This window comes from Mycolicibacter sp. MU0083 (assembly GCF_963378075.1).
Lineage (GTDB): Bacteria > Actinomycetota > Actinomycetes > Mycobacteriales > Mycobacteriaceae > Mycobacterium > Mycobacterium kokjensenii.
In genome coordinates this window covers 3,177,672-3,194,762 of sequence record NZ_OY726394.1, presented here as the reverse complement: position 1 = coordinate 3,194,762, position 17,091 = coordinate 3,177,672, and the positions used below count along the sequence as shown (strand labels likewise).

The window sequence follows — 17,091 nt, the reverse complement described above, 5'->3', positions numbered from 1 at the left end:
AGTTGTGACCCATTCCCATCCGTCGGTCCCCGCGAACACGGTCGCCCCGGCCTACACCGGTCGGCTGTTCACCGCGCCGGTGCCGGCGCTGCGGTTGCCCGAAGACCCGATGGACGCGCAGGCCGCCTACCGCTTCATCCACGACGAGCTGATGCTCGACGGCAGCTCCCGGCTGAACCTGGCCACCTTCGTCACCACCTGGATGGATCCGGAAGCCTCGGCGCTGATGGCGGAGTCGTTCGACAAGAACATGATCGATAAGGACGAATACCCGGCCACCGCGGCCATCGAACAGCGATGCGTGTGCATGGTCGCCGACCTGTTCCACGCCGAGAACCTGCGTGCCGACGATCCGGCCAGTGCGGTGGGTGTGTCGACCGTGGGATCCAGCGAAGCGGTGATGCTCGGCGGGCTGGCGATGAAGTGGCGCTGGCGGCAGAAGGTCGGCGACTTCAGCGGCCGCACCCCCAACCTGGTGATGGGCTCCAATGTGCAGGTGGTGTGGGAGAAGTTCTGCCGCTACTTCGACGTCGAACCCCGCTACCTGCCGATGGCGCAGGGCCGCTATGTGATCACGCCCGAACAGGTCGCCGACGCCGTCGACGAGAACACCATCGGCGTGGTGGGCATCCTGGGCACCACTTACACCGGTGAGCTCGAACCGGTCGAGGCGATCTGTGCGGCCCTGGACACCCTGGCCGCCGGCGGCGGGCCGGACGTACCGGTGCACGTCGACGCGGCCAGCGGCGGATTCGTGGTGCCGTTCCTGCACCCGGACCTCAAGTGGGACTTCCGGCTGCCCCGGGTGGTGTCGATCAACGTCAGCGGCCACAAGTACGGGCTGACGTACCCCGGTATCGGCTTCGTGGTGTGGCGCAACGCCGACCATCTGCCCGAGGAGTTGGTGTTCCGGGTCAACTACCTCGGCGGGGACATGCCCACGTTCACCCTGAACTTCTCCCGCCCGGGCAATCAGGTCGTCGGCCAGTACTACAACTTCCTGCGGCTGGGCCGCGGCGGCTACACCGAGGTGATGCGGACCCTGTCCGACACCGCCCGCTGGCTGTCACACCAACTGGCCGCCTCGGGTCATTTCGAGGTGATCAGCGACGGCTCGGCGATCCCGGTGGTCAGCTGCCGGTTGGCGGGGGAGCGCGGCTACACCGAGTTCGACGTCTCCCATGAGCTGCGCACCTACGGTTGGCAGGTCCCGGCCTACACCATGCCCGAAGGCGCCGAGGACGTCGCGGTGCTGCGGGTGGTGGTCCGCGAGGGCCTGTCGGCGGACCTGGCCCGGGCGCTGTTCGACGACATCATGAAGACGGTGACCACGCTGGATCGGCTCAAGCCGGGTGGCCACTTCGACGACCAGCAGCACTTCTCGCACTAGACGGCGCCATCCGCTGTCACTGTCGCCGAGCGTGTGACTGTTGCGAATTTTCGCCCCATTTATCGCACTGGTTACACGTTCGGCGGCCTGATCGGGGCAGTCCGCCGGTTCTGGGAGAATCGAGACCGACATGACTGCCATATCCCGAACGTCCGGCCTGCTCGGCGAGGCGCTGGTGGACCTGGACGCCATCGCCCACAACGTGCGGGTGCTGGTCGAGGCCGCCGGCGGCGCGAAGGTGATGGCCGTGGTCAAGGCCGACGGCTACGGCCACGGGGCCGCCCAGGTGGCCCGCGCCGCGCTGGCCGCCGGCGCGGCCGAACTCGGGGTCGCCACCGTCGAGGAGGCGCTGGCTCTGCGGGCGGCCGGCATCAGCGCCCCGGTGCTGGCCTGGCTGCACGGGCCGGGGGCCGACTTCGTGCCCGCACTGGCCGCCGACGTGCAGATCGCGGTCTCCTCGGTACGACAGCTGGGTGAGCTGCTCGACGCGGTGGGCCGCACCGGGCAGACCGCGACCGTGACGGTCAAGGCCGACACCGGAATGAACCGCAACGGGGTGGGTGCCGCCGAATTCCCGGCCTTGGTGACCGCGCTGCGCAAGGCCGTCGCCGACGACGCGGTCCGGGTCCGTGGGCTGATGTCGCACCTGGCCTGCGCAGACGAGACCGAGAATCCGGCGAACAACCTTCAGGCGCAACGATTCTCCGGCCTGCTGGAACTTGTCCGCGAACAGGGGCTGCCGTTCCCGGTTGCGCACCTGGCCAACTCGGCGGCGGCGCTGACCCGCCCGGACCTGGCCTACGACATGGTGCGGCCGGGAATCGCCGTGTACGGGCTCAGCCCGATCCCGGAGCGCGGCGACATGGGACTGATTCCGGCGATGACGCTGAAGTCGATTGTGGTGCTGGTCCGTTCGATCAAAGCCGGTGACGCGGTGTCCTACGGCCACACCTGGGTCGCTCCGGTCGACACCACCGTGGCGCTGGTGCCGATGGGCTACGCCGACGGAGTGTTCCGGCCGTTGAGCGGACGGTTCGACGTCCTGATCAACGGACGGCGCCGACGCAGTGTGGGACGGGTGTGCATGGACCAGTTCGTCGTGGACCTGGGCCCCGGCCCCGTCGACGTCGCCGAGGGTGACGAGGTGATCCTGTTCGGGTCGGGCGCGAACGGCGAACCGCTGGCCCAGGATTGGGCCGACGAGCTGGGCAGCATCCACTACGAGGTGGTGAACAGCCCGCGCGGGCGGGTCGCCCGGACCTATCGGGGCACCGATGGCGGCTAGTCGGCGCGGATCCTGGCGGGCCGGCGGCTGGCTGGCGGGGGCGGCCGGCCTGGCCGCGGTCGGCACCATCGCCGGCACCACCATCGCACGGTCGGTGACTCGACGCACCACCGCCGAAGACGCTTACGCCGACGAGGATTTCGAGATCCTCGCCCACGACCACAGCTCGGTGGTGGTCACCGACGACGGAGTGGAACTGGCGGTACGCGACGTGGGACCGCGTAATGCGCCGCTGACCGTGGTGTTCGCGCACGGCTTCTGCCTGCGGATGGAGTCCTTCCATTTTCAGCGCGCCCGCCTGGCCGCCGAATGGGGCGAGCAGGTGCGGATGGTCTTCTACGACCAGCGCGGCCACGGCGACTCCGGTGCGGCACCACCGGACACCTACACCGTGCCGCGCCTCGGCCGGGATCTGGAGGCGGTGCTGACCGCGACTGTGCCCCGCGGGCCGGTGGTCCTGGTCGGGCATTCGATGGGTGGCATGACCGTGCTGTCGCACGCCCGCCAGTTCGGCAGGCACTACGGCAACCGGATCGTCGGTGCGGCGTTGATCTCCTCGGCGGCCAAAGGGGTTTCGCGGTCACCGCTGGGGGAGATCCTGCGCAATCCCGCGCTGGAAGCCGTCCAGTTCAGTGTGCGTTACGCGCCGAGTCTGGTGCACCGCGGTCGTGGTGCGGCCCGACGGGTGATCGCCCCGATCCTGCGCGCGGCCTCCTACGGCACCGATGAGATCAGCGCGAGCGTGGTGGGTTTCTCCGAGGAGATGATGCACTCCACACCGGTGGCCACCATGGTCGGCTTCCTGCATGCGCTGGAGGTGCACGACGAGAGCGCGGGACTGCAGGCCCTGGCCAAGATCCCGACCCTGGTGGCCTGCGGCGACCGCGACCTGCTCACCCCGCCGGGGTACTCGCGGGCGATGGCGGCCACGCTGTGGGATTGTGAGCTGGTGATCGTGCCCGGTGCCGGGCATCTGGTGCAGTTGGAGGAACCCGATGTCATCGATGAGGCGCTGGTGCGACTGGTGGAGCGGGCCACCCCGCGGCGGGTCGTGCTGACCCGCCGGCTGCGGCGGAAGGCCGGGCGCGATGGCTGAGCGACAGGACGCGACGCTGGACACCGCCGAGGACACCGTCGCGCTGGGGCAGCGGCTGGGCGGCCAGTTGCGTGCCGGCGACGTGGTGGTGCTGTCCGGGCCGCTGGGGGCCGGAAAGACCGTGTTGGCCAAGGGGATCGCGGCGGCTCTCGACGTCGACGGACCGGTCACCTCGCCGACGTATGTGTTGGCGCGGGAACATCGGGCGCGCCGCGCCGGAGCTCCGGCGATGATCCACGTCGACTTGTACCGGCTGCTCGACGAGGCCGGGCTGGACCTGTCGGCAGAACTGGACTCCCTGGACCTCGACACCGAACTCGACGACGCCGTCGTCGTGGTGGAGTGGGGCGAAGGGCTCGCCGAGCGGCTGTCCGAACGGCATCTCGACATCCGATTGGATCGCGCACCGGACTCCGATACGCGCACCGCGACCTGGCGGTGGCACACGCCGTGACCGTCGCGATTCTGACCATCGACACCGCCACGCCCGCCGTCACCGCGGGCCTGGTGGCCGCCGACCGCCGCACCGTGCTGGCCGAGCGGCTCACCCTCGATGCCCGCGCCCACGCCGAACGACTCACCCCGAACGTGCTGGCCGCGCTCGCCGACGCCGGACTGGGCATGACCGACCTGGGCGCGGTCGTGGTCGGCTGCGGGCCGGGGCCGTTCACCGGGTTGCGGGTCGGGATGGCCAGCGCTGCGGCGTACGGCCACGCGCTGGGGATCCCGGTGTACGGCGTGTGCAGCCTGGACGCGATCGGGATAGCGGCGGCTGCGGCGGCCGAAGGGGAGCTGCTGGTGGTCACCGATGCCCGGCGCCGTGAGGTCTACTGGGCGCGCTATCGCGACGGTGCCCGGATCGCCGGACCGGCGGTATGCGCCCCGGCCGACGTCGATCCCGGCGACGCCGTCGCGGTGGCCGGTTCACCCGCGCATACCGCGCTGTTCGACCTTCCCGACCTCGGCATCGGCTATCCCTCGCCCGCGGGACTGGTTGCCGCGGTGCGGGATTGGAACAGTGAACCGGAGGCCCTGGTGCCGTTGTACCTGCGCCGCCCCGACGCCAAACCGTCGGCGGCCGCGGTGCCGCCGGTGGTGCTGGGCGCCCTTGGACATCACGACGCGGGGCGCTGCGCCGAACTGGAGGCCCAGTTGTTCGGCGGCGACGACCCGTGGCCGGCCGAAGCCTTCGACCGGGCCATCGAGGCGGGTGACAATCACTACGTCGGCGCCCGGATCGGCGACACCCTGGTGGGCTACGCCGGCATCGCGCGGTTGGGGCGTACCCCGCCGTTCGAATACGAGGTGCACACCATCGGGGTCGACACCGCCCACCAGGGGCGCGGCATCGGCCGGCGACTGCTCGCCGACCTGCTGGACTACGCCGACGGCGGCGTCGTGCACCTGGAGGTCCGCACCGACAACGCGCCGGCCATCGCGCTCTACCGGGACGTGGGTTTCGTCGAGACCGGTCTGCGCAAGCGTTACTACCGCAACGGCGCCGACGCCTACACGATGCGACGGGAGGCTACCTCGTGACGATCGTCCTGGCCATCGAATCCTCTTGTGACGAAACAGGTGTCGGCATCACCCGGCTGAACCCCGACGGCACCTTGACCCTGCTGGCCGACGAGGTGGCCTCTAGCGTCGCCGAGCACACCCGCTTCGGCGGGGTGGTGCCCGAGATCGCGTCACGGGCACATCTGGAGGCGCTGGGGCCGGCCATGCGGCGGGCGCTGGCGGCGGCAGGACTGGGAGAGGGCCGCCGCCCGGACGCAGTCGCGACCACCATCGGTCCCGGTCTGGCCGGGGCCCTGCTGGTGGGAGTGGCCGCGGCCAAGGCCTACGCCGCGGCCTGGGGGGTGCCGTTCTACGGCGTCAACCACCTGGGCGGACACCTGGCCGCCGACGTCTACGCGCACGGCCCGCTGCCGGAATGCGTGGCCTTGCTGGTCTCCGGCGGCCACACCCATCTGCTGCACGTGCGGTCGCTGGGGGAGCCGATCGTCGAACTGGGCAGCACCGTCGACGACGCCGCCGGCGAGGCCTACGACAAGGTGGCCCGGCTGCTCGGGCTGGGCTATCCGGGCGGGCGGGTGCTCGATGAGTTGGCCCGCACCGGAGACCGCGACGCGGTGGTGTTCCCGCGTGGCATGACCGGCCCGCGCGATGATCCGTACGTGTTCAGCTTCTCCGGGCTGAAGACCGCCGTCGCGCGCTATGTAGAGCGCACCCCCGACTTCAGCCCGGCCGATGTGGCGGCCGGTTTCCAGGAGTCGGTCGCCGACGTGCTGACCGCCAAGGCGGTGCGCGCCGCCACCGACCTGGGGGTGGGCACCCTGCTGATCGCCGGCGGGGTGGCCGCCAACTCCCGGCTGCGGGAACTGGCCGAGCAGCGCTGCGCGGCGGCCGGGCTGGCGCTGCGGATCCCGCCACTGCGGTTGTGCACCGACAACGGGGCCATGATCGCGGCCTTCGCCGCCCACCTGATCGCCGGCGGGGCGGCGCCGTCGCCGCTGGATGCGGCCACCGATCCCGGCCTGCCGGTGGTCTGCGCCCAGGTGGCGCCCTCCCCTGCGTGAGCGTGCGTGTCTGCACACGACACGCCGGGCCCAGGCGTACAACTACGCACGCTCGCGGCGGATCGGAGGTGACGTCGGGGAAGCACCGGGGTGCCCTTGAGTGCTAGCACTCTCATGTATAGAGTGCTAGGTGGCAGTCGCTCGATCTTCTCGCTCGGCACCCGCGACGACGACGCGAGGGTTCGCACGAATGCCGAACACCTTAAGTAAGTACGTTCCGATGGGCTCGGCGTGTGCCGGGTCGCATCCAGACAATGTGGAGGGCTCCAATCGTGGCGAGCGTGAACATCAAGCCACTCGAGGACAAGATCCTCGTTCAGGCCAACGAGGCCGAGACCACGACCGCTTCCGGTCTGGTCATTCCGGACACCGCCAAGGAGAAGCCGCAGGAAGGCACCGTTGTCGCCGTCGGCCCCGGCCGGTGGGACGAGGATGGCGACAAGCGGATCCCGCTGGACGTCAAGGAAGGCGACGTCGTCATCTACAGCAAGTACGGCGGCACCGAGATCAAGTACGGCGGTGAGGAGTACCTGATCCTGTCCGCCCGCGACGTGCTGGCCATCGTCGGCAAGTAGCCACAAGCTAACCACCGTGACCGCCCCGGAGATCCCCGTTTTACGGGTGATGTCCGGGGCGGCACGCGTAGAGAAAAGGGCTTAAACAGCTTATGAGCAAGCAGATTGAGTTCAACGAGGCCGCGCGCCGGGCCATGGAGGCCGGCGTGAACAAGCTCGCCGACGCGGTCCGGGTGACGCTGGGGCCGCGCGGTCGCACCGTGGTGCTCTCCAAGTCCTTCGGTGGCCCGACGGTGACCATGGACGGCGTGACCGTCGCCCGCGACGTGGACCTCGACGACCCGTTCGAGAACCTCGGTGCCCAGCTGGTGAAGTCGGTGGCCACCAAGACCAACGACGTGGCCGGCGACGGCACCACCACCGCCACCGTGCTCGCCCAGGCGATCATCTCCGGCGGGCTGCGCAACGTCGCGGCCGGCGCCAACCCGATCGCGCTCGGCGCCGGTATCGCCAAGGCCGCCGACGCGGTCTCGGAGGCACTGCTGGCCGCGGCCACCCCGGTCTCGGGCAAGGAGTCCATCGCCCAGGTCGCCAACGTGTCCTCGCGCGACGAGGAGATCGGTGAGCTGGTCGGCGAGGCGATGACCAAGGTCGGCAGCGACGGCGTGGTCAGCGTGGAGGAGTCCTCGACGCTGCACACCGAGTTGGAGATCACCGACGGCGTCGGTTTCGACAAGGGCTTCCTGTCGGCCTACTTCGTCACCGACTTCGACTCCCAGGAAGCCGTCCTCGAAGACGCGCTGATCCTGCTGCACCAGGACAAGATCAGCTCGCTGCCGGACCTGCTGCCACTGCTGGAGAAGGTCGTCGAGGCCAACAAGCCGCTGCTGATCATCGCCGAGGACGTCGAGGGCGAGCCGCTGAGCACCCTGGTGGTCAACGCGATCCGCAAGACCCTCAAGGCCGTCGCGGTCAAGGCGCCCTACTTCGGTGACCGCCGCAAGGCGTTCCTGGAGGACTTGGCGATCGTCACCGGCGGTCAGGTGATCAACCCCGACGTCGGCCTGACGCTGCGGGAAGCCGGCCTGGACGTGCTGGGCACCGCGCGCCGCGTGGTCGTCAGCAAGGACGATACCGTCCTGGTCGACGGCGCCGGCACGCCCGAGGCGATCGCCGGACGGGTCAAGCAGCTGCGCTCCGAGATCGAGGCGACCGATTCCGACTGGGACCGGGAGAAGCTCGAGGAGCGGCTGGCCAAGCTGGCCGGCGGGGTTGCGGTGATCAAGGTCGGTGCGGCCACCGAGACCGCGCTCAAGGAGCGCAAGCACCGCGTCGAGGACGCGGTGGCGGCGGCCAAGGCCGCGGTCGAGGAGGGCATCGTCACCGGCGGCGGTACCGCGCTGGTGCAGGCCCGCGCCGCACTGTCGGAGCTGGCGTCCTCGCTGAGCGGTGACGAGAAGCTGGGCGTGGAGGTGTTCGCCGCCGCGCTGAGCGCGCCGCTGTACTGGATCGCCGCCAACGCCGGCGTCGACGGTGCGGTGGTGACCAGCAAGGTCGCCGAACTGCCTGCCGGGCAGGGCTTCAACGCCGCGACGCTGACCTACGGTGACCTGGCCGCCGACGGCGTCATCGACCCGGTCAAGGTGACCCGGTCTGCGGTGCTCAACGCCGCCTCGGTGGCGCGGATGGTCTTGACCACCGAGACAGCGGTGGTGGACAAGCCCGTCGAGGTCGACGAGCACGCCGGGCACGGACACCACGGGCACGCGCACTAACCGGTTCGACGAGAACACCCCGGTCCTGTTGGGCCGGGGTGTTTTTCGTCGGGCACCGCATGGTCACGAATACGGCCCGAACCGGCTGGTGCACGGCGCGAAGACGTTGATCCACCCGACGCCGGGGCAGTACCGCTCCACCATGTGGGGGCCGTCGGCATCCGGCAGCAGTCGGCATTGCTCGACCGACGGCAGGATGCAGTCCGAACCGTAGCCCGGGGTCGCTTGTGCCGGTGGTGCGAACATCGTCAGGCCCAGTGCCGCCAGGGCGACGGTGGCCATCCGCATCGGTGGTCCTCCTTGCGCGTCGGTGCGTGGTTGTCCGGGGTTTCCCGAAGTCGAGTAAACCCCCGGGCACCGACAAGGCGGACCCGGCGGATCAGGTGGCGAAGTGAAACAGCCCGTACCAGACGACGAAGGCGAACAACGCCAGTCCGGCGACGACGGCCGGGAAGAACTGGCGCGGGGTGAGGATCTTCTCCTTGACGACGACGATGCCGACCAACAGGCATATCGGGTAGTAGAGCAGCGCGGCGGTGACGAGGCCGGGGGAGTACCTGTTGAGAACGGGCGTCATCCCGATATGAAAGAGCGCGTCCCAGAACAGGTTGCCGCTGGCGAAGGTGGCCAGCAGAATACCTCGGATCGGCGTCTGCTTGCGGAAATTCGCGGCGACCAACGTCACCAGGATCGCCATGAACGCGAGGTTGTTGGCCGCGAACGCCGCGTCGTCGAACCTGCCGTGGACGTCGTCGGTGACCCATTTCGGGAATCCGCCGAGGTACTCCTCGACGATGTGCACGAGGTAGGCGGCCGGCATCAGCCAGATGACTCCGCGGAAGGGCGGCAGCCTGACCCACAGACGGTGTTCCGGGGAAGAATCGATGTTCACGTTGACGATCATCGCTGCGATGGCCCCGCCCGAGGGGGCGTTTCACTCGGCAATTCAGCCGAATCGGCCACCGAAGCGCACGCTGGGCACGCGCCGCACCCGCACCCCGGGGATCAGAACAAGATCGTGAACAGGTTCTCCACGAAGAACACCAACGAGTCCCACACGCTCTGGAAGGGATCGCTGTCGGCGACCCCGTGCTCGAACAGCGCGCTGGCCCACGCCGCGAAGGCGTCGATCTCGCTGTTGTCGATGTTGACGTAGGTCAGGGCGCCGTCGGTGACGACGGTGTTGTCGGCGATCTGGTCCGGGGTCAGACCCAGGTACTCCACGTGCGGGCCGAAGATGCCGCCGAGGGCGCCCCACAGACCGTCGGCTGCGTAGGCGTCTTTGAAGTTGGCGACCGGATCGTCGGGCAGGCCGTAGATGGTCGCCGCGTACAGATCGTTCGGGGTCGAATTGCCCAGCGTCTCAGTCATCCCGAGCAGCTTGAGCAGAAAATCCGCCAGATCCTCGCCGAACGTGGCGTCCATGGCCGCGTCCAGGTGCTGCCACACGCCGTCGGGGGCGGAGGGGTTGCCGATGAACACGAAGTGCAGGGCGTCCAGCGGGATGCCGTCTTCGTGGAGTTGCTCCATCGCGATCGACTCGGCGGTGGCGCCCTGCGAGTAGCCGAAGATGGTCAGCGGGTGCTCGGCGTCGAACGCGCCGGGGTTCTGCTCGAACTGGTTCTTGACCGCGTCGACGATCAACGCCGCGCCGTCGTAGCTGCTCTGGCCCTGCTCGAACAGCATGGGCGTGGTCAGCACCTGCAACGGCGCGCTGCAGGGGTCGGTGCCGTCCATGTGGCAGACCGTCGAATCGGTCTCGCCGCCGAGGAAACCCAGCGGGTTCAGGTACAGGTTCGCGGCGGACTGGGCGAACGTCTCCGACGGCGTCGGCTGGCCCGTTCCGCCGACGATGATGGCGACCTCGCTGCCCGCCAACGGGCCGGTGGTGGCCAGCAGCGTCGTCCCGAGGTGCAGTGGCCCGACCGGGTGGCTGATCGCCGCGCCGGTCCCGGCGAGCAGCAGGCCGGCTGCGGCCAATTGCGCGACCGCGGCGCGTCGGGTGCTACCGATATTCGTCTGTGGTGCTACCTGAGCGGCAGCGCATCCCCCCGTATGCATTGCATTTGAATACCACGTCGCGATCTTGAAGTCGAGAGTAGGCGCCGCTCTTGACGGTTCGTCTTGTTGGGCGCAGTGTGAGACAGGTCGTTGGACAATTGACCACATCCGGTAATAAGGCGGCAGTTCATGACCACGAGGGACAGATACACGACGGTGCCCGAGCCGTTTTCCCGGGAGTTCGCCAGCGCGGGAGATGCCCGCTTCACCTGGGAGTACGACGACGGTCGGGCCCGACTGCTGTCGCTGTACCAGAAAGGCAAGGACAAGCAGTGGGACGCCCAGTCGCGCATCGACTGGTCCCAGGACGTCGACCCGATGAACCCGACCGGATTGCCCGACGAGTTCCACCCGTTGTTCGGCAGTCCGGTGTGGGAGGCCGCCGACGACGCGCGTCGTGCCGAGATGCGCAGGCACTCCCAGGCCTGGCAGTTCTCCCAGTTCCTGCACGGTGAGCAGGGTGCGATGGTCTGCGCGGCCAAGATCGTCGAGGTGGTCCCGGACCTGGACGCGAAGTTCTACGCGGCCACCCAGACCATGGACGAGGCCCGGCACGTCGAGGCGTTCTCGAAGTTTCTGCAGGACAAGGTCGGCATGGTCTATCCGATCAACACGAACCTGACCGCACTGCTGGACGACACCCTGCGCGACTCGCGGTGGGATATGCCCTATCTGGGCATGCAGGTTCTCATCGAGGGGTTGGCGCTGGCCGCCTTCGGGGTGCTGCGTGATCTCTCGGCGCCGGACTCGTTGGCCAAGAAGGTGTTGGCCTATGTCATGCAGGACGAGGCACGGCATGTGGCCTTCGGTCGAATCTCGTTGAAGGACTACTACTCCGAGCTGACCGAGGCGGAGCGCAACGACCGCGAGGAGTTCGTCGTCGACGCCTGCTATCTGATGCGGGACCGCTTCCGCGGCGAAGAGGTCTTCGAGACCCTGGATCTGGACGTCAAAGAGTGTGCGAAATGGGTGGATTCGTCGCCGGTGATGATCCAGTTCCGGTCGCACCTGTTCAGCCGGATCGTGCCGATCGTCAAGGACATCGGACTGTGGGGGCCCAAGGTGCAGAACGCGTTCCGGGATATGGGGGTGTTCGACATGGGCGGCTTCGATATCGACGCACTGATGCGGGCCGACGAGGACCAGGCCGAGGCCCTGGACCGGGCGCACGCCGAGATGGCCGTGCGCGCCGAGGAAGTCGACGAGGTGATCGCCGCCGGCGCGGGCTAACTCGGCGGGGCGGGCGCCAACAGTCCGGTCGAGGCGAATTTCAGTCCGGCCCGCAGGTCTTCGAGCGAGATGGGGTCGTCGGACTCGATGTAGCGCATCGTGGTGGCCACCGCCATGTTGAAGAACAGCCAGGCCAGGGCGCTCGGGCTCAGTTCGCTGCGGTAGTGACTGCGGTAGTGACTCATGTGCAGCGTGGTCATCGCCAGCAGGGTGGCGTTGAGCCCGGAGGCGTTGTCGAGTGCGCGCAGGTTGTCGGGGCGCTGCGCGAGGTAGCGGATCAATCGGCGGTTGGCGATCGTGTAGTCGATCAGGATGTCGATCGATGCCTCCATGGCGGAGACCGGGCGGTCCAGGGTGATGGCGCGGAGCATGGCCTCGATGGCGGGGGCCTGCTCGGCGGCGAGTCGCTCCACCGCGGCGTCGATGATCTGCTCTTTGTTGGCGAAATACTGGTAGATGGAGCCCTTGCTGACGTCGGCCTGCTCGGCGATCAGGTTGGTGGTGATCTGCTCGGGCGGGTACCGGTGCAGCAACGACGCCGTCGATGTCACGATTTTTGCGACCATCTCGCGAGAGCGCGCCTGTTGAGGGGATTTGCGGCGCCGTGAACTGGGATTTTCGGGATTCATCCGACCTCCAAACGCGACTTGTATGCGACCGTATGTGCAGATTAGCGTCGGCGCCACCATTGGGGCGGCGGGGACGACAGGAGCAACCATGACCTCCACACCGGATCTTGCGGCGCACAATCCCGTCGAGGATTTCGACGGCGTCGAGGAGATCGAGCTCATCCCGCCGGATTCGCTGACCGCGGAGCACACCGGACACTGGACGTTTCTCATCCTTGAGGGTGCGGCGTTCATGATGCAGGCCATGCACCCGGTGATCGCCGAGGTCACCGGCAAGTACTCCGCGGCCTTCCACGGCGACCCGGGTGGTCGGGCGATCCGGTCGGTGGATTCGGTGCTGCGGTGGACCTACGGCGGCACCGAGGCCCGGGCCGAGGGTGACCGGGTGCGTGCCCTGCACAAGCCGATCACCATGAAGAGCGCCGAAACCGGTAAGCAGATCAGCGCGTTGAACCCCGAGGCCTACCAGTGGGTGATCGCCACCGGCTACGTCGTCAACGCTCAGGCCGGGCGGTTGATGATCGGCCGCGAATTCACCGATGCCGAGAAGGAGGAACTGCTCCGCGACAACCGCCGGCTGGCGCGCCTGCTGCACGTCCCGATGAACGGCTACCCGCAGTCGCAGCAGGAGATGGCCGACTACTACGAGGCGATGATCGACCGGCTGCGCGGGACACCGCAGGCGTTGCAGTTGATCGGGGATCTGAAATCCGGCAAGGCCGAACTGCCGCCGACGGTGCCGAAACCGTTGGTGCCGCTGGTGCAGGCCGTGCTGCGGCCGGCGATCAGGTTCAATTACCTGTCGGTGGTGGGGCTGCTCGATCCGCGGCTGCGCGAGAAGCTCGGGGTGTCCTGGAGCGCGGCAGAAGAACGTCAACTCACCCGGATCTACACCGCGATCCGGATCGCCTACCGGGTGTTGCCCGAACGCCTCACCTACTTCCCACTGGCCTACCACGCCCGCAAGCACCACCAGTGCCTGCAGAAGATGAAACAGCGCCAGCAGAAGTCGTTCGCCTACAACCTGCCCAAGCGGACCGGCTAAACCCGTGGTCGCCGGGCTCCCGGTGGCTAACGTTGGGCGGTATGGACCAAGACACCTATGACAGGGGCCGACAGATCCGCACCGCGGTGCTGGGGGAGGCCTACGTAGCGCAGGCGGCCGGCGGCGACGATTTCACCAAGCCGTTCCAGGACCTCGTCACCGAGTACTGCTGGGGTGCGGTCTGGGGACGAGAGGGCTTGTCGCGCAAGACCCGGAGCATGCTCAACCTCGCGATGATCGCGACCCTCAACCGGCCCAACGAACTGCGCACCCACGTCAAGGGCGCGCTCACCAACGGAGTCACGCGCGAGGAGATCCGTGAAGTCCTCATGCAGGTCGCGATCTATGCGGGCGTGCCGGCCGCGGTGGACGGTTTCCGGATCGCCCGCGAGGCGTTCGCCGAATACGAGGCGCAGCGGTGACGGTCGGATTCGTCGGATTGGGCAACATGGGCCGGCCCATGGCGCAGCGCCTGGCCGAATCCGGGCGTGAGCTCGTCGTCTACGACACCCGCGCTGAAGTCATCGATCGCGCAGTTCAGTTCGGTGCCCGGCCCGCGGCGACACCGCGCGAGGTGGCCGATCGCGCCGAGACCGTACTGGCCAGCCTGCCCGCACCGCACGCTTCGGCGGAAGTCGCCGAGGCGGTATCGGCGGGATCGGCGATCCGGCTGTTCATCGACATGTCCACGGTGGGAAGCGCTGTCGCGCAACGCAACAGCGAGGTGCTTTCCGCCTGCGGAGTCGCCGCGCTGGACGCGCCGGTCAGCGGCGGCGTCCGCGGTGCCGAACACGGTGCGCTGGCCATCATGGTGTCGGGGCCGCGAGCGGAGTTCGACGGTGCAGCGGAGCTGCTGGCCGAACTCGGCCGCCCGATCTTCGTCGACGAGAAGCCCGGCGCCGCGCAGACGATGAAACTGGTGAACAACCTGATGGCGGCCACGACGTTGGCGGCCACCGCCGAGGTCATGGTGCTGGGGGTCAAGTCGGGTCTGGATCCGCAGGTGATGCTCGACGTGCTCAACGCCGGCTCGGGCGCCACCCATGCCAGCCGGGACAAATTTCCCAAAGCGGTGCTGCCGCGCACCTTCGACTTCGGTTTCGCCACCGGGCTGATGGTCAAAGACGTCCGGCTCTACCTGGCGGAGGCCGAGGTGCTCGGGCTACCGAGCCGGCTGGCCGACGCCGTCGCCGGCCTGTGGGAGGCGACGTTGCACCAGGAGGGCGCCGACTCCGACTTCACCTCGATCGTCAAAGTGCTGGAGCGGGGGTCGGGGGTGACCGTCGCAGCGCGAACCTGATCAACCGGACGTGATTAGTGATCGTCGGGAACGGGTATGGAGACCTCACGACGTCGACGACGACGGCGCCCACGGTGTGAAAAGGAGATCACCATGAACCCAATGGCGGCCACCGAGTTCCTGGCCCGTTCGACAACACTGACCAGTGTGGGGTGGATCGGCTACATCATCATCGGCGGTATCGCAGGCTGGATCGCGGGGATTGCCATGAAGACGAAGTTCGGGCTGCTCACCGATGTGGTGGTGGGTGTGGTCGGCGCGTTGATCGGTGGTTTCCTGTTGAGCTTCGCCGTCGACACCGCAAGTGGCGGTTGGTGGTTCACCCTGTTCACCGCGGTGCTCGGCTCGATGATCCTGCTGTGGCTGCTGCGTGTGGTCGGCCGCGGCGAGTAAGGGGAGGTAAGACCATGACGATCATGACGATGAAACATGCAGCGGCCGTGACGATGGCGCTCGGCGCGGTGCTGTCCGGTGGGTGTTCTGCTTCGCAGGTCATCAACACCGGCGGCGACACGAGATGCAAGGACTTCGTCGAGCAGGATCAGCAGAAGCAGGACGACGAGATCAGCAAGATGCTCAAGGACAGTGGCGGTGCCGAGCCCGCCAATCTGGAGATCTCGGCGACCCGGCTGTCGGTGACCACGTACTGCAAGACGCTGGGCAAGCCGGACAGCAAGATATCCGAGGCGCCGCACGGCTGATCGGTGGTCGGGGGATGGGCCGACCGCACCTCGGAGCGGCGGCCACCCCTGAGACGGGCGAACAGCCCCCGGCGAACCGGGGGCTGCTCTGGAAGACCCGTGGGCCGCGGATGTGACGCCGTCGGCCGGTGGGAAAAGCGTTTAGCCGCTGGGGCGTAGATTGCAGCGCAGTGCGGCGTGTCGTTCCGCTTCGGACATACCGCCCCAGATGCCGTAGGGCTCGCCGACTGCGAGCGCATGCGTGCGGCACTGTTCGAGCACCGGGCAGCCGCTGCACCACTTCTTGGCGTTCTGTTCACGTTGCGCACGGGCACGGCCGCGCTCCCCGTCGGGCGGAAAGAACACCGACGAGTCGACCCCCCGACAAGCCCCCCGGAGCTGCCAATCCCATTCGTCCGCATTGCGGCCGGGCAGCTGCTCAACCAGTGGCATGGGAACCCCTCTCAAAACGCGGGCCGGCCGGATCTGCGATACGGCCGGTGGAGCGGTGTCTCGGTGGTGCGCGTAGAACAGCGCCGGCAGTTTCCCGGCGCCGAGGGGACCGTAGCCAAACGATCTGAAGTAATACCAACGCAATGGTTAAGAAAGGCTGGCCTAAACGAGTGGACATTCCGTGAGAGTGGATGTTATTCCGCATTCTGTGGATTGGTGGGGGTGCGGCGGCACCGCGTAACGTCCCGCAGCGATGAGCGAGGATCCCGACACCGTCCTGACGGCCGCCGCATTCGGTGACCGACCCGACTGCTGGCCGCTGCCCGCGGCGACGACCCCGCGCCGGTTATGGCTGCGGGCGGTCGCCGCCGGCGGGCAGGGACGCTACGCCAGTGCGGTCGCCGACCTGGCCGCGTTGCTGCGTGACGAACCCGCCGGCCCGCTGGCGTCGCTGGCCTACAGCACCCGGGGATCGTTCCTGCGTCAACTCGGCGGCCACGACCTGGCCCGTGGTTTGGACGGGCACGCGTTGGCGCTGGCCGGCGATGCCGGCACGGCACGGGCGGACGCCCTGGTGGGGCTGGCCGCCGACGCCCTGGGGGTCGGCCGGTTCGCGGCGTCGGCGGCCCTGTTGGCCCGCGCCACGGCCGAAGCGCCCGCGGTGCCGCAGCGGTTGGCGATACGTCGGCACTGGGTGACCGCGGAACTGGCGATGGTCACCGGCGACGGTGTCACCGCGGTGCGCAACGCCGAACGGGCGGTGGAGCTCACACCGGCCACGATGGTGCGGCACCGGGTGAAGAGTCAGGTGGTGCTGGCCGGTGCGCTGTGCTGTGCCGGTGATGTCGACCGGGCCCGGGCGGTGGCCGATACGGCGCTGGCCGACACCGGCCGGTTCGGGCTGGTGCCGCTGCGCTGGGCACTGGCGTGCATGTTGACCGACGTCGGGAGTGCGGACTTCACCGCCGAGGAATTACGTGGTCTGCGTGATGAGGCCGCCGAACTGGTGCGCCACCGCGGCGGCGCCTGGCGGGCCTGATCGGGCGCTAC

At 68.4% G+C, this 17,091-nt stretch carries 20 protein-coding genes; 15 read left to right on the top strand and 5 right to left on the bottom strand.

The features are described from left to right. Positions 1–4: 4 nt before the first annotated feature. The 8 genes from RCP38_RS14965 (at position 5) to groL (ending at position 8,643) form a co-directional block, all read left to right on the top strand. Positions 5–1,390: a glutamate decarboxylase gene (locus RCP38_RS14965; RefSeq protein ID WP_308473717.1), complete on the top strand. Its 1,386-nt coding sequence runs from the start codon at positions 5–7 to the stop codon at positions 1,388–1,390. 130 nt (positions 1,391–1,520) lie between these two features. Continuing rightward, on the top strand, positions 1,521–2,675 hold the full coding sequence (gene alr / locus RCP38_RS14960; protein WP_308473716.1) for an alanine racemase: 1,155 nt from the start codon (positions 1,521–1,523) through the stop codon (positions 2,673–2,675). After that, positions 2,665–3,771 carry an alpha/beta fold hydrolase gene (locus RCP38_RS14955; RefSeq protein WP_308473715.1) on the top strand — a complete coding sequence of 369 codons (1,107 nt, stop codon included), beginning with the start codon at positions 2,665–2,667 and terminating at the stop codon, positions 3,769–3,771. The genes alr and RCP38_RS14955 overlap by 11 nt, the downstream gene beginning before the upstream one ends. After that, positions 3,764–4,225 (top strand): tRNA (adenosine(37)-N6)-threonylcarbamoyltransferase complex ATPase subunit type 1 TsaE, encoded by a 462-nt coding sequence (gene tsaE / locus RCP38_RS14950; protein WP_308473714.1) that lies wholly within the window; start codon positions 3,764–3,766, stop codon positions 4,223–4,225. Before RCP38_RS14955 ends, tsaE begins: the two co-directional genes overlap by 8 nt. After that, positions 4,222–5,310, top strand: coding sequence for a tRNA (adenosine(37)-N6)-threonylcarbamoyltransferase complex dimerization subunit type 1 TsaB (gene tsaB, locus RCP38_RS14945; protein ID WP_308473713.1), 1,089 nt, complete (start codon positions 4,222–4,224; stop codon positions 5,308–5,310). Before tsaE ends, tsaB begins: the two co-directional genes overlap by 4 nt. Further along, positions 5,307–6,353 (top strand): tRNA (adenosine(37)-N6)-threonylcarbamoyltransferase complex transferase subunit TsaD, encoded by a 1,047-nt coding sequence (gene tsaD / locus RCP38_RS14940; protein ID WP_308473712.1) that lies wholly within the window; start codon positions 5,307–5,309, stop codon positions 6,351–6,353. The genes tsaB and tsaD overlap by 4 nt, the downstream gene beginning before the upstream one ends. Positions 6,354–6,625: 272 nt before the next feature. Further along, positions 6,626–6,928: a co-chaperone GroES gene (gene groES, locus RCP38_RS14935; protein WP_047321158.1), complete on the top strand. Its 303-nt coding sequence runs from the start codon at positions 6,626–6,628 to the stop codon at positions 6,926–6,928. A gap of 92 nt (positions 6,929–7,020) precedes the next feature. After that, positions 7,021–8,643, top strand: coding sequence for a chaperonin GroEL (groL, locus tag RCP38_RS14930; RefSeq protein ID WP_308473711.1), 1,623 nt, complete (start codon positions 7,021–7,023; stop codon positions 8,641–8,643). Between the two features lie 63 nt (positions 8,644–8,706). Here the strand turns inward: groL and RCP38_RS14925 are convergent, their stop codons facing one another. The 3 genes from RCP38_RS14925 to RCP38_RS14915 form a co-directional block, all read right to left on the bottom strand. Then, entirely contained in the window at positions 8,707–8,931 is a 225-nt protein-coding gene (locus RCP38_RS14925) for a hypothetical protein (RefSeq protein WP_308473710.1), read from the bottom strand. Positions 8,932–9,022: 91 nt separating this feature from the next. Continuing rightward, positions 9,023–9,535: an HXXEE domain-containing protein gene (locus RCP38_RS14920; RefSeq protein ID WP_308473709.1), complete on the bottom strand. Its 513-nt coding sequence runs from the start codon at positions 9,533–9,535 to the stop codon at positions 9,023–9,025. A 113-nt stretch (positions 9,536–9,648) separates the two neighbouring features. Beyond that, positions 9,649–10,623: a PE-PPE domain-containing protein gene (locus tag RCP38_RS14915; protein WP_308473708.1), complete on the bottom strand. Its 975-nt coding sequence runs from the start codon at positions 10,621–10,623 to the stop codon at positions 9,649–9,651. Between the two features lie 210 nt (positions 10,624–10,833). Here RCP38_RS14915 and RCP38_RS14910 point away from each other — a divergent pair, with 210 nt between their 5' ends. Then, the gene (locus tag RCP38_RS14910) at positions 10,834–11,934 is read left to right on the top strand and encodes a ferritin-like domain-containing protein (RefSeq protein ID WP_308473707.1); all 1,101 of its coding nucleotides are present in this window, start codon (positions 10,834–10,836) and stop codon (positions 11,932–11,934) included. Here the strand turns inward: RCP38_RS14910 and RCP38_RS14905 are convergent. Beyond that, on the bottom strand, positions 11,931–12,500 hold the full coding sequence (locus RCP38_RS14905; protein WP_308473706.1) for a TetR/AcrR family transcriptional regulator: 570 nt from the start codon (positions 12,498–12,500) through the stop codon (positions 11,931–11,933). The two genes, RCP38_RS14910 and RCP38_RS14905, sit on opposite strands and share 4 nt — an antisense overlap. A 151-nt stretch (positions 12,501–12,651) precedes the next feature. Here RCP38_RS14905 and RCP38_RS14900 point away from each other — a divergent pair, with 151 nt between their 5' ends. From RCP38_RS14900 to RCP38_RS14880, 5 genes are all read left to right on the top strand, one after another. After that, complete coding sequence (locus tag RCP38_RS14900) at positions 12,652–13,608, top strand: oxygenase MpaB family protein (RefSeq protein ID WP_308473705.1); 957 nt, start codon at positions 12,652–12,654, stop codon at positions 13,606–13,608. A 41-nt stretch (positions 13,609–13,649) separates the two neighbouring features. Further along, entirely contained in the window at positions 13,650–14,030 is a 381-nt protein-coding gene (locus RCP38_RS14895; protein ID WP_308473704.1) for a carboxymuconolactone decarboxylase family protein, read from the top strand. After that, positions 14,027–14,908: an NAD(P)-dependent oxidoreductase gene (locus RCP38_RS14890; protein WP_308473703.1), complete on the top strand. Its 882-nt coding sequence runs from the start codon at positions 14,027–14,029 to the stop codon at positions 14,906–14,908. The genes RCP38_RS14895 and RCP38_RS14890 overlap by 4 nt, the downstream gene beginning before the upstream one ends. Before the next feature lie 93 nt (positions 14,909–15,001). Next, positions 15,002–15,301, top strand: a complete 300-nt coding sequence (locus RCP38_RS14885; protein WP_308473702.1) for a GlsB/YeaQ/YmgE family stress response membrane protein — start codon at positions 15,002–15,004, stop codon at positions 15,299–15,301. Positions 15,302–15,330: 29 nt separating this feature from the next. Then, positions 15,331–15,609, top strand: a complete 279-nt coding sequence (locus tag RCP38_RS14880; protein ID WP_308477325.1) for a hypothetical protein — start codon at positions 15,331–15,333, stop codon at positions 15,607–15,609. Between the two features lie 141 nt (positions 15,610–15,750). Here RCP38_RS14880 and RCP38_RS14875 read toward each other — a convergent pair whose 3' ends face one another. After that, positions 15,751–16,041, bottom strand: a complete 291-nt coding sequence (locus RCP38_RS14875) for a WhiB family transcriptional regulator (RefSeq protein WP_308473701.1) — start codon at positions 16,039–16,041, stop codon at positions 15,751–15,753. Positions 16,042–16,294: 253 nt separating this feature from the next. Here RCP38_RS14875 and RCP38_RS14870 point away from each other — a divergent pair, with 253 nt between their 5' ends. After that, positions 16,295–17,080 (top strand): hypothetical protein, encoded by a 786-nt coding sequence (locus RCP38_RS14870; protein WP_308473700.1) that lies wholly within the window; start codon positions 16,295–16,297, stop codon positions 17,078–17,080. The last annotated feature ends 11 nt before the right edge of the window (positions 17,081–17,091 follow it).